The sequence below is a fragment of the Pontimicrobium sp. MEBiC01747 genome (assembly GCF_053601635.1).
Genome location: NZ_JBSHNS010000446.1, coordinates 1 through 12102 on the forward strand (window position 1 = coordinate 1; position 12102 = coordinate 12102).

Consider the following 12102-nt stretch of genomic DNA (forward strand, 5'->3'; position numbering starts at 1 on the left):
TAGCTATTGTATAGCCCTCTTTTACAAGGTACTGTATTAATTGTTTTCCTATTCCAGATGTGGCTCCAAAAATTATGGCATTAGGCATATTATACTTATTTTTGTGGCGCTAAAAATTTAGCACATGATTTAGATTCTAAAAATAAGTATATGTTTTCTACAGGACAATTAGTTTTTGCCGTTTTATTTGCTATTGCTTTTATTATAATCATTGCTTATACTTATAGAAAAGATTTAAAACTCCACAAACAAAACTATAAAGGGGTTCTTTGGGTACTTTTAGCTTTTTTAGCTTTTATTGGTTTTATCGTTGCTATAAAATTAATTTTTAAATAGTCTTTTTGTTTTTAAACAAGGTTTTTTCTTAACTTTCTATCAGAAATTTCAACATTTTAGTAAATATACCTAGTATTGGGTATATCTCTACTTTGCTTTTTTGTTGAATTTTGAGCTATTAACTAATTCACATAAATTTATGAATAATCATTTCCATTTCAATGCATTACCAGAATCTGCAATATGCATACCTGAATTATCAAGTTCAAGTAAATTATCTATAATTATTCCATTAAACACAAAAAAATATGAGGCAACTCTTCATGTATTTAAAAGAACAGAAGATAATCCTAAAATCCTAAATCTTTACTACTATATAAGATATGAAGTAAATCCTGATTTAATTAATACTTCTATCAAGTTTTTAAGTATCGTTATGGATAATTTGGATTTAAAAGATTTCAAATTAATAAGACATAAAACTATTCTAGTTAATTCTTCATCAGATATGGGAACTAATTTAGACAATGTTCCTTTTGGGGATAGAACAATAAATCAAAGGCCAGAAGAAGTCCCTGTGAACAATAACGAAGGTTATACATCCGATTTATTATCTCCTTATCATGTACTTGAAGGATTTATTTCTAACAACAGAACTGTAGATAGTTGTACAATACCTCCTACTGGAGGGGGTGAATAAACAATCATTATTGTGTTAAAACATTTACTAATATTTTTAATATTATTTTTCAATTATCCTGTTTATCCACAACAGGATAATATTATTTTAGATAATGCTGAACTCTTGTTAAAAAGTAACAAGTATGAAGAGGCTAAATTATTAATATTAGATGGATATAATAAAAATGTAAAAAACATAGACTATTCAATTTTTCTAGCCAAAATATATTCCAAATCTTTTAAAAAAGACTCATGTGAATACTGGCTTGACAAGGCCAACAAATTGATAGGAGATACAACAACATCGAAACAATTATTTCAATATTATCTATGGAAGGGTTATAATTATGATGTAAATAAAAACTATGATGAAGCTTTAGAGAATTACTTTCTAGCTAAAAAAAGACTTTATAGTATTAAAGATGCATATTATATAGATTTACTTTATCAAAGGATATTACTACTGTATAGTGAAAACAATAAAAATAACGCAACAAAAGAATGGATTTACGCTTACACAAAAATTAATGACTCTTTAAAAAATAATTATTTTTCTAGTAGCTATCATAACGTTTTGGGTAAGCATTTTCATTATAAGAAACAGCCTTTATTAGCTACTAATCATTTTAACGAAGCTATTAAATATTCTAAAAAAAACGAGGATAGTATAATATTAAGTAATGCATATTTTAATAAAGGGATAATATTTGCAGAATATCTTAAAAATCAAGATTCTGCACAATTTTATTATTCTCTTGGAAAGAGAACAAATCCTACTAAAAACAATAAACTATTTAAAGCTACTTATAATTACAATATGTCTAGAACATATCTTTATAAAGACGATTTAAAAAATGCAAAAAAATGGCTACTTAAGATTTTACGAGACACCATTCCTCCTTCTAGAAAATTCCATATAAAAAATAATGTTTATAGAGATTTATATGATATCTATAAAACTTTAAAAAAACAAGACTCTTCTTATTATTATTTAGAATTATATAATATTTATAAAGATAGCTTGAATATTTATGAAAGAGACAAAAACTTAAAACTAATACAAGCAAAATACAACTCAGAAAAGGATAAAAACAGAATCCTAAACCTAGAGCTTTCAGTGGCCAATACTAAACAAAACAGTAATCGTATAATTGCTGTTTCTTCTTTTCTAGTTTTATTAGGGTTAATAAGTGGTGTTATACTTTTCCTAATCCAAAAAAACACCAAAAAGAAACAAAAATTAGCAGAGCAAGACAAAGCACTCGAAAAACAAAAAGTAGCAACTTTATTAAAAGACCAAGAAATCAATAATATAAATGCTATGATAGAAGGTCAAGAAAAAGAGCGCCAACGTATTGCTAACGATTTACATGACGATTTAGGCGGTTTAATGGCTACAATAAAGTTACAGTTTAACACTCTACAAGAGCAACAAACACCAGATTTATTCGATAAAACCAATAATCTTCTTGACCAAGCTTATAATAAAATACGCTCCATTGCCCATGCTAAAAACTCTGGAGTTATTGCTAAACAAGGGTTATTGAAGGCGGTTAAAAATATGGCACGTAACGTGTCTTCTGCTAGTGTCATTGACATAGAAGTTACAGATTTTGGTTTAGAAAGCCGATTAGAAAACAGTTTAGAACTCAGTATTTTTAGAATAATACAAGAACTTACTACCAATATTATAAAACATGCCGAAGCTACTCATGCGACTATTAGTTTAACCAACCACGAAAACAGTTTAAATATTATGATAGAAGATAACGGCAAGGGGTTTAATGCTAACAAAGTGATTAAAAGTAATGGTATGGGCTTACATAGTATTGAAAAACGTGTAGAGCATTTAGAAGGCGAACTTAAAATAGAATCGCAAATTAACCAAGGTACTACCATAATAATAGACATTCCATTATGATACGACTAGCCATTGCAGAAGACCATCAATCGTTAATAGATGGTATTAAATTACTTTTAGAATACGAAGAAGGCTTCTCTATTGTAGGAACTGCAAATAATGGAGAAGAGCTATTAGACATTGTACGTTTAAAACGCCCTAACATTGTCATTACCGATATTAGAATGCCAAAAATGGATGGTATTACAGCAACCCAACACATAAAAAAAGAATTTCCAGAAATAAAAGTATTAGCCTTTACGATGTTCGATCAAAACGATGCTGTTGAACAAATGTTAGCTGCTGGTGCTTCGGGTTATTTATTAAAAAACTCATCGTTAACCGAAGTAAAAGCGGCTATAGAAGCTGTAAAACGTGGCGAAACCTATTATGATGCCAATATAGATACTAATGCCTTACAAGCTTCTGCTAAATCTTCAAAAAAAGGGGTACTAACCAAACGTCAAACTCAAATTCTAGGCTTAATTGCTCAAGGTAAAACCTCACGCGAAATTGCAGAACAACTCTTTATTGGTGTACATACTGTAGACACCCATAGAAAAAACATGGTTCGCATTTTAGGGTTGAAAGGAAAAGGTGAATTGCTACGTTATGCGCTAGAAAAGAAGTATACATTTACCTAGTATTGGGTATGTTTTTATTTTAAGTCAATGGTTAGTTTTGATTAACTAAACCATAGCAAATTATGAAAACAATTTCATCTCTATTATTATTCTTATGTTATTCAACAATAATGGCACAACAAGACATCGATGTCTCATCTAATATTTCAACAAAAATAATAACAGTAAAAACAGGTAATCAAGTCTACAATATGATTAACGTTGTTTCTACATCTAAATATAATGTAACGGCCGAAAAGAAAAACTCAAACATTTCAGAGTTAGTATTTAAAGGGCAAGACGTAGCTAAAGCAGCATTAGCAAGTACTCATAGAATAGGAGATTTCACCTTAAAACGAGGTCAAGAATTAAAAATAACTATTGTAGAGACACCTATTGGCGGAGGAACGCCCAATACATTCACTTACACATACAGAACAGAAAAAAGAGGAGAATGGCGTAGTACTTTTGGTTTTAACTTTGTTTATCTAACTAACAACAACACCTATTTTTCTGATGCAAACGATGACAATACTTTTACAATAACTGAAAGTAATAATAAAGAAAACTTTATTTATTACCCAACATTAATGTTCTCATGGGTTAGCAATAATCATATAGATAAATGGAAAAATTGGAAAGCTGGGTTTTCTGGTGGTATTGGTTATGATTTTAAAACTAGCTTATCTGTTTTTGCTGGTGGTTCTTTAATTTATAATGAAAACATTACGATTACTGCTGGTTTAGCTTTTCATAACCAACAAAGATTATCTTCAAATTATTCAGAGAATGATATTATAAATGAGAATTTAACATTCGAACAATTACACACAGACTATATAAGAGTTAATCCTTTTATTTCTATTGCTTTTAGATTAGACAGAAACCCTTTTGCTTCTAGTAATTAAATTAAAAAACAAAAAGCCTTAATCCAGTAAAAGATTAAGGCTTTTAAGTACAAAATATATTTTACATTAATTTTTTTCTGGTAAGAAGTTATATAATCTACTGTAATATAACATTTGGCTATCGAATGTTTCTGGCTGTGTTACTCTAATTTTAGTAATCTCACCTGCTTCATTTGTTTCTGGTACTAATACAGGGTTTACAAAACCACTATATGGTGGTGATGGAAACTGCTTGTTACGTTCTAAAACTTCTGCGTGTATCTTTTGGTCTACTTTTACGCCATAACCTTCTACTAAAGCTTCTACTGCTTTATAATCGCCTTCCGACTTTATACGTTGTGTTTCGCGTAGTAATTGCCCGAATAACTCATGCAATTTATCGTAATCGTTTATATTAAAGTAGGTTTTTCCGTCTCTAGTTACTTTTTCTATAACGTTATCTGCTTGTCCTTTTTCAAAAACCCAAGCACTTACCCATTGTCTGTTACGCATATGTGCTTCTTCTACTTCATCCCCTAAGTTTAACCTAATTAATTGTGTCATTAATCCATTACGGATATAGCCATCGTAAGCAGCCATTCCCACTTTTTTCCAGTCTTTTACTAAACCTAAATCTTGTAATTTAGAATCGTATAAATAGTATAACCCTACTAAATCTGCACGTCCTTCTTCTAAAGTAGAAGCATAATTTTTAAGTGTTTCTTTTGTTTCTCCAACACCTGGATTTAATTGTCCAGAGGCATGCCCAATAACTTCATGTAATGCTGTGTGCAATTTATCTGCTAATTGCCCAAACTCTTCTTCAAGTTTTAACTCTTCTTCATCATGTACAAACTCTTTTAAGCGTCCTGTACTTCCTGCATTATTGTATGCATGAATAATGTTTCCTAAGGATACCGATTTACTTCCTACTGCTGCACGAATCCAGTTAGCGTTTGGTAAATTCACACCTATTGGCGTACTTGGCGAGGCATCTCCTGCTTCTCCTGCTACATTTACCACTTTATATGTTACCCCAACTACATTCTTCTTTTTGTGCTCGTCCATTAATGGCGAATTATCTTCAAACCATTGTGCATTTTCAGATAGCACAGCCATTTTCTGAGACATATCGAAATCCTTAATTTGCACAATCGTTTCATAAGATCCTCTGTACCCTAACGGATCGTTATAAACTTCTATAAAACTGTTTATATAATCTATATTACCCTCGGTTGCTGCTGTCCATGCTACATTATAATCATCCCATGTTTGTAAGTCTCCTGTTTGGTAATATTTAATTAATAAACCTAATGCATTAGCTTGTGCTTCATTTTCTGCTACGCCTTTAGCTAACTCTAGCCATTTTATAATCTCGTCTATTGCAGAACCATATAAACCACCAGATTTATACACACGCTCCTTTAAAACACCATCTTTTTTTACTAGTTGCGAGTTAAGTCCATACGATAATGGTTTCTCTGGGTTAGGAGATTTCATTTTTTTATAAAAAGACTCGACATCCTTATTTGTTACATTAGATCCATAGAAGTTTATAGCCGATAATGCTACGTTATCTACTCCTTTGGCCTGATTTACTTTTTTAGCATCTTTATCGTTAAAAATAACTTCAAAAGCATCAATATCTATTACAGTATTCGTTTCCTTTAATAATCCACTTAGTTCCTTTATGGTAAACTCTGGCTTTATTTTATCGTTAGAGTAATGATGGTGAATTCCATTAGAAAACCATACACGCTTTAAATAGGTTGTAAAATCTCCCCATAATTTTGTTGTTCTATCGCCTTTGTAATTAGTATAAACATTTTCTAAAGCACGTCTAATTTGTAAATTATGCCTGTAGTTTTGATCCCACATAATATCTCTACCTGCTAAACCTGCTTGTGTTAAATAATACAACAATTTTTGCTCTTTTAGTGTTAGTTTTTCCCACCCAGGAATTTGATAGCGTAATATTTTTATATCTGCAAACTCTTCTACATTGTAGTTAAATGGTTTTGCTTGTATAGCTTCTGTTTTCTCTTCTTTTTTATCTTCTGCTTTTTTTGCGTCATTACCACAAGACAATAGAAATGTTGCCGTTAAAGCAATTCCTAATAATGGTTTTAGTTTCATCATTATACTTTATTTTAGTTTGTAACAAAAATAAGATTATTTATCAAACTTTAAATTTTCATTATCTTTGAAGCTAGTAGCCAAATAAATCTATTAAACTTTATTAATATTCCCAATCATGAAAGCTGTAAAATACATTTTCTTTTTACTGTTAATAGCAATTATTGCTCTAGCTATTTTTATTGCTGTACAACCTAATGAATTTAAAGTCTCTAGAACACGAACCATACAAGCTCCCGCTGCCGTTATTTACGATAATGTTAGCGACTTTAAAAACTGGGAAGCATGGTCTTCGTGGGCCGAAAAAGCCCCAGATATGACTATTACTTTAGCAGAGCAAACAAAAGGCATAGGAGGATCGTACTCATGGGAAGATGAAGATGGTATAGGAACCATGAAAACAATAGCTTTAAAAGCTAATGAAAGTATTACACAAGAAATGCAATATGCAGAATTTCCACCCTCTGATGTTTCGTGGGCTTTTAACCAAAATGCAGATGGTTCTACAGATGTAACATGGGATATTTCTGGAAAAGACTTACCTTTTGGTTTTAAGGCTTTTACTGCTTTTATGGGTGGTATGGAAAAACGAATTGGACCTGAGTATGAGCGTAGTTTAGAAAAATTAGATAGTATTGTTATAAACAGTATGAAAGCTTATAAGATAACTGTAAATGGTATTACCGAATATGGCGGCGGTTTTTACATGTATAAAACTACTGCTGCTACTGGAGCCAACATTAGCCAAATTATGAGCAAACAATATAGAGAAATTATGGGTTACATGGCAAAAAACAATATCATTTCTACTGGAATGCCATTTACCATTTATGATGATGTTGCGTCTAAGGATGGTAATATTATTATGAGTAATGCCATACCTGTAAGGAATAAGGTTGAAGTAGAAAAAGAAAGTCAAGTACTATGTGGCTATACACCAAAAACAAAAGCATTAAAAGTAACTTTAAACGGAAATTATACTAATTTACCTAAAGCTTGGGAGGCTGCCATGGAGCATATTAAGAAAAATAATATTAAACAATCTACCGAAATTAAGCCTTTTGAAATATATACCAACGACCCAATGGTTGTTCCAAATCCTGCAAATTGGGTAACAGAGGTTTACATTCCTATTGAAGACTAAATGAAACAATTACTACTTGTATTTATAGGTGGAGGCTTTGGTAGTGTATTACGATACATTATTGGAAAACAATTAAATAGTCCTGAAACAGGTATTCCTTACGGCACATTTGCGGCTAATATTATAGGGAGTTTATTAATAGGTATTATTCTAGGGTTGGCGGCAAAAAACAATGCCTTATCCCAAAACCAAACACTATTACTTGCTACCGGTTTTTGTGGTGGTTTTACTACCTTTTCTAGTTTTGCTTACGAAAAGGCTATGTTTTTAAAATCTGGAGATTTTACTAGTTTCGCTATCTATGCTATTACTAGTATTGTGCTTGGTTTTTTAGCCGTTTTCTTAGGTTTATATTTAGCGAAATAAAAACAGGTAAAGCTATATGATTTTTTAAATCGCTTTACCTGTTTTTAGTTTAAGCAGTCTCTTTTATTATTTTTCTAATTGTCCGTTTTGTATCATAATGCTGTTTATGGCGGCATGTATAACTTGTTTCTGCATCGCATAACATCTAAAAACTGAAACGCTTTATGGTGAGAGCCTGAAACTAGTTCAGGTTGATGGTAGACTTTATGATACGGACATTAAAATTATTTTTTCTCTCGTTTATAATACGCCACTATTGTTGCTTTAGCCAATGTATTACTCCATAGATAATAACCTACAACCGCTGGATTTGTATTGGCCGCTAACCCTAACTTATCTGTTTTTAATGCGTATACAGTAATAATGTATTTATGTAACCCGTGTCCTTCTGGTGGACAAGGCCCTCCATAGCCATTTGCACCATAATCTGTAATACTTTGTATGGTTCCTTTTGGCATTAAATTAAGGGCTACATTGCCTGCATTAGAAACGAGTTCATTTGTGTTTTTTGGGATATCGAATACCACCCAATGCCACCAACCACTTCCTGTAGGTGCATCTGGATCGTACATAGTTACTGCAAAACTTTTAGTTCCCTTAGGAGCATTCGCCCATGATAATTGAGGCGATTGATTTTTGCCTACACAACCAAAACCATTAAACTCTTCGTTAATTGTAGCTTGCCCTCCTAAACTTTTACTCGTTAACGTAAATGTATCTTGAGCATATAATATACTTGAGACTACTAATAACATTGCAAAAATAAAACTTGATTTTTTCATAATTTATAGATTTAATTATGACGACAAATTTAGCTGCTAATTATAAAAAGGGATATCTAATTTAGCTCAAAAAGCATTGCTAAAAGGTCAAATTAGATTGGTATTGTTTTGGAGTTATTTTAAACTTTGTTTTAAAGGCTTGTATAAAATTCGATAAACTCTCGTACCCAGCATCTTCAAATACATCTGAAGGTCTTTTTGATTTATCTTGTAATAAATACGCAGCGTGCTCTAATCGTTTATCCTGAAACCACTTAATTGGCGATACATTAAACTGTTTTTTAAATTCTCTCTTAAATGTAGACACACTCATGTTGGCCAAAAAGGACAACTCGCTTAAACTTAATTTATTTAGTTTATTAGATTCTACTATATCTACAAAATGTTGTTGTTTACTATTGTTATTTGTTAATAAAGAGAATAAAAAGTCAACACCTCTGATCTCTTTTAAATACAGCATTAACGCTTCAAACTTCAGTTCTAATAATGCGTTTTGCAATTCTGGCTTTAGCTTGCTTATGTTAACTAGCCCTTTTACAAAGGTTTTTAAAAATTCGTCATATTTAAAAGCGTAAACAGAAAACTTATTTTCATTTTTAGGTTTAACTATTTTATGCTTCTGAATAAATTTTAAAACTGATGTTTCTGAAAAGAAAAATAAAATACTTCTGTAATTAGTAATGCTATTGGCTAGTTTTTCGGTCATTAAACAGTGTCCAGATTTCATTAACAGAAAACTTGAGTTTTTAATAGCTACCGAGGTATTATCTGCAAAAACCTCTTTATGTCCTTCTACTAAAAAACTAAATGTATTTTGTTTTAATGCTACCATTTGTTTTAAACACTCTCCAGTGGTTTTGTAATCGAAAACCTTAAATGTACTAGCATTTTCAATTTGGAAATAGTCTGGTAACGTATAAACCTCCATTATAAGCCTTTACTAGTGTTTATTAAATTTTTTCACTCCGGCCTCAACAGCAATATCTACATAATTTTCTCTTGGCACTATCGGGCATGAATATTTACTGTTATATGCGCAGTAAGGGTTATAAGCTGTATTGAAATCTATAATTATTGTATCTCCTTCTGGGATACGCAAATCTATATAACGTCCGCCTCCATAGGTAAGTTCGCCATTTGTATCATCTAAAAAAGGTAAAAACAGATAGTCTTCATAGCCCTCTGTTTTCATTAAATCTTTACCTTGGTATACATTTAATTGAAATGGCTTCCCTTTTAGCTTAAAAGATAACACACCGTATATGCGCTCTTGAGAGACTCTACTTGTTGTTGTGCGCATATTAAAGTACTTGGTATCTGGTGTTAATTTTAATTTTGCAGTAACGACATAAGTTGAATCGAATGTAAAGAAGTCTAACCCTTTAAATGTTTTTAAATCTTTAGCTTTTAATGGAGACTTGCTGGCATCTTTATATTCTGCATTTATAGTGCGCTGAAACTCTGTTTCTCCTTGTATTGGTGTTTTTTCTTGCCCACAGCTTAGCAAAGAACTAAAAAGTAAAACGAAAAGTATTGTTTTTATTTTCATAACGTTTTTTATTCCCATTCATTAGGGTTTTATTAATTAGTATTATTACACAGGCTTAAAAGTAACTTTTAAAGGTTCTGGATACATTGTAAACTCAAAGCGTTCTTTTACTTCTTCTGGTGTTACTTCTAACTCAAAATTAAAATGTTTACACAATGTAGAAATTAAAACTATCATTTCTGTTTTTGCTAAGTGCATTCCTGGACAATATCTGGCACCTCCTCCAAATGCTCTCATAGTATTTGGTGAGTGGTTTTCGTGCATTGGACAACGATTAATCATCCAACGTTCTGGCTCAAAAGTGTTTGGGTTAGAAAAATAAGCGTCTTGTGTTTGCGCCACTTTGTTTTGTAAAATTATACTAGTGCCTTTAGGTATGGCAATATTATTTATTACTGTATCTGTATTTGCTTCTAAATATAATTGCGGAGTTGTTGGTTTTAAACGCATAGCTTCTTGCACCACTGCGTTAGCATATTTTAATTGTTCTACAACGTCGTATGCATCTGGTACGTCTTTATTTTTGTATGCTGCCTCTGCTTCTACTCTAACTTTTGCAACAACTTCAGGATGCTGAGCTAAGTAGAATAAAGTCCATGATAAGGAATTAGAAGTGGTATCTTCTCCCGCCAATAATATAGTAAAAACGTTTCCGTAAATTTCTTCTTTAGTAAAATTAGCGTCTTTATTTTCTACTAGTAAGGCTTCTAAAAAATTAGAAGGTTGCTCTTTTAGTTTTGGAGTGTTTTCTATTCTAACTTTGGCTTCTTCTATAAATTTATAGATTACCTTTTCAATAGCGTATAAAGCTTCATCCAACGCCTTGTCTTTTTTTCTTTTAAAATACCGCCAAATAGGAATTGGTGCTGTAACACGCTCATTAATCATTGGAAAAATAACTTCCAAATGCTTCTGAAAACTATTCGATTTATTATTAATAGTATCTAACTTATGTCCAAATGCAATCTCTGTTGTTATGTCTATGGTAAACGCCATAAATTCCTTTTGCACATTTACTATCGTTTTAGTTTTAGAATATGCTTTAAACTTATCTAATAAGGTTTCTGTTTTTTCTAATATAATAGGGTAAAAGGACTTTATATTTTTTACACTTAATGCTTCGGCTATTGGCTTTCTTTGGCGTTTCCAGTTTACACCTTCTGCATTAAAAACCCCATCTACTCCCATTTCTTTTAAAACTTCATCTATTTTAGAAAATCGTTTAAAAGTCTCAGGTCTAGATCTCAACATTTTATTATTAAAATCGGGGTTAGCGGACACTACAAATTCTTTTCCTACAAAATGAATTTTAAACAATTCGCCACTTTCCTCAACCCAACGCTCTAACACCTGATGTTTATTATAGGTATTAAACTGTGGTAAATGACCTAATAAAAAAGCACCTTTGGGCGATTTTAAATATTTAATTGTAATTATTTCATTTTCAGACATATGACATAGCGATTTTATATACTGGAAAAGGTTTTATTTTTGAAATTTTAAAATATTTTCTATTCAAAAATACAACTTAATACTTTTTTTGTTTAGTTTTGGGGAATCAAAAAAAGAATAAAATGAATTTAGTCATCAAAAATTATAAGCAATGTACTTCTCGTTATACGGTGAGTTGGACTTATTATATTTTATGATGATGTAAATATCAATTAATACAATATTAAAAGTCCAACTTCGCAGTTGGACTTTTAATATTGTATTAATTGATATTTACATCATCATAAAATATAATAAGTCCAACTC

11 protein-coding genes are annotated in these 12102 nt (G+C 31.1%); 6 read left to right on the forward strand and 5 right to left on the reverse strand.

All coding sequences use genetic code 11. The features are described 5' to 3' along the window. Window positions 1-475 precede the first annotated feature (475 nt). The 4 genes from ACVC2P_RS14635 (at window position 476) to ACVC2P_RS14650 (ending at window position 4388) form a co-directional block, all read left to right on the forward strand. Entirely contained in the window at window positions 476-976 is a 501-nt protein-coding gene (locus ACVC2P_RS14635) for a hypothetical protein (protein ID WP_452599198.1), read from the forward strand. 12 nt (window positions 977-988) lie between these two features. Next, the gene (locus ACVC2P_RS14640; protein WP_452599199.1) at window positions 989-2878 is read left to right on the forward strand and encodes a tetratricopeptide repeat-containing sensor histidine kinase; all 1890 of its coding nucleotides are present in this window, start codon (window positions 989-991) and stop codon (window positions 2876-2878) included. Further along, window positions 2875-3501 (forward strand): response regulator, encoded by a 627-nt coding sequence (locus tag ACVC2P_RS14645; protein WP_452599200.1) that lies wholly within the window; start codon window positions 2875-2877, stop codon window positions 3499-3501. The genes ACVC2P_RS14640 and ACVC2P_RS14645 overlap by 4 nt, the downstream gene beginning before the upstream one ends. Window positions 3502-3563: 62 nt before the next feature. Beyond that, window positions 3564-4388, forward strand: coding sequence for a hypothetical protein (locus ACVC2P_RS14650; RefSeq protein ID WP_452599201.1), 825 nt, complete (start codon window positions 3564-3566; stop codon window positions 4386-4388). A gap of 66 nt (window positions 4389-4454) precedes the next feature. Here the strand turns inward: ACVC2P_RS14650 and ACVC2P_RS14655 are convergent, their stop codons facing one another. Further along, on the reverse strand, window positions 4455-6503 hold the full coding sequence (locus tag ACVC2P_RS14655; RefSeq protein ID WP_452599208.1) for a dipeptidyl-peptidase 3 family protein: 2049 nt from the start codon (window positions 6501-6503) through the stop codon (window positions 4455-4457). 118 nt (window positions 6504-6621) lie between these two features. Here ACVC2P_RS14655 and ACVC2P_RS14660 point away from each other — a divergent pair, with 118 nt between their 5' ends. After that, a complete protein-coding gene (locus ACVC2P_RS14660; RefSeq protein WP_452599202.1) occupies window positions 6622-7647 on the forward strand; it encodes an SRPBCC family protein in 1026 nt (341 codons plus the stop codon). Next, window positions 7648-8013 (forward strand): fluoride efflux transporter CrcB, encoded by a 366-nt coding sequence (gene crcB, locus ACVC2P_RS14665; RefSeq protein ID WP_452599203.1) that lies wholly within the window; start codon window positions 7648-7650, stop codon window positions 8011-8013. Window positions 8014-8237: 224 nt separating this feature from the next. Here the strand turns inward: crcB and ACVC2P_RS14670 are convergent, their stop codons facing one another. The 4 genes from ACVC2P_RS14670 to ACVC2P_RS14685 all read right to left on the reverse strand — a co-directional run bounded on the left by ACVC2P_RS14670 (window position 8238) and on the right by ACVC2P_RS14685 (window position 11796). Continuing rightward, window positions 8238-8795, reverse strand: a complete 558-nt coding sequence (locus tag ACVC2P_RS14670; protein WP_452599204.1) for a YbhB/YbcL family Raf kinase inhibitor-like protein — start codon at window positions 8793-8795, stop codon at window positions 8238-8240. Window positions 8796-8874: 79 nt separating this feature from the next. Then, complete coding sequence (locus ACVC2P_RS14675) at window positions 8875-9723, reverse strand: helix-turn-helix domain-containing protein (RefSeq protein WP_452599205.1); 849 nt, start codon at window positions 9721-9723, stop codon at window positions 8875-8877. 12 nt (window positions 9724-9735) lie between these two features. After that, window positions 9736-10344 carry a DUF1684 domain-containing protein gene (locus ACVC2P_RS14680; protein ID WP_452599206.1) on the reverse strand — a complete coding sequence of 203 codons (609 nt, stop codon included), beginning with the start codon at window positions 10342-10344 and terminating at the stop codon, window positions 9736-9738. A gap of 45 nt (window positions 10345-10389) precedes the next feature. Next, window positions 10390-11796: a cytochrome P450 gene (locus ACVC2P_RS14685; protein ID WP_452599207.1), complete on the reverse strand. Its 1407-nt coding sequence runs from the start codon at window positions 11794-11796 to the stop codon at window positions 10390-10392. Window positions 11797-12102 lie beyond the last annotated feature (306 nt).

Bases quoted from the DNA above. Each gene is read 5' to 3' on its own strand.
- ACVC2P_RS14635 (WP_452599198.1), top strand. From the start codon at position 476: ATGAATAATCATTTCCATTTCAATGCATTACCAGAATCTGCAATATGC.
- ACVC2P_RS14645 (WP_452599200.1), top strand. From the start codon at position 2,875: ATGATACGACTAGCCATTGCAGAAGACCATCAATCGTTAATAGATGGT.
- ACVC2P_RS14650 (WP_452599201.1), top strand. From the start codon at position 3,564: ATGAAAACAATTTCATCTCTATTATTATTCTTATGTTATTCAACAATA.
- ACVC2P_RS14655 (WP_452599208.1), bottom strand. From the start codon at position 6,503: ATGAAACTAAAACCATTATTAGGAATTGCTTTAACGGCAACATTTCTA.
- ACVC2P_RS14660 (WP_452599202.1), top strand. From the start codon at position 6,622: ATGAAAGCTGTAAAATACATTTTCTTTTTACTGTTAATAGCAATTATT.
- crcB (WP_452599203.1), top strand. From the start codon at position 7,648: ATGAAACAATTACTACTTGTATTTATAGGTGGAGGCTTTGGTAGTGTA.
- ACVC2P_RS14670 (WP_452599204.1), bottom strand. From the start codon at position 8,795: ATGAAAAAATCAAGTTTTATTTTTGCAATGTTATTAGTAGTCTCAAGT.
- ACVC2P_RS14675 (WP_452599205.1), bottom strand. From the start codon at position 9,723: ATGGAGGTTTATACGTTACCAGACTATTTCCAAATTGAAAATGCTAGT.
- ACVC2P_RS14680 (WP_452599206.1), bottom strand. From the start codon at position 10,344: ATGAAAATAAAAACAATACTTTTCGTTTTACTTTTTAGTTCTTTGCTA.
- ACVC2P_RS14685 (WP_452599207.1), bottom strand. From the start codon at position 11,796: ATGTCTGAAAATGAAATAATTACAATTAAATATTTAAAATCGCCCAAA.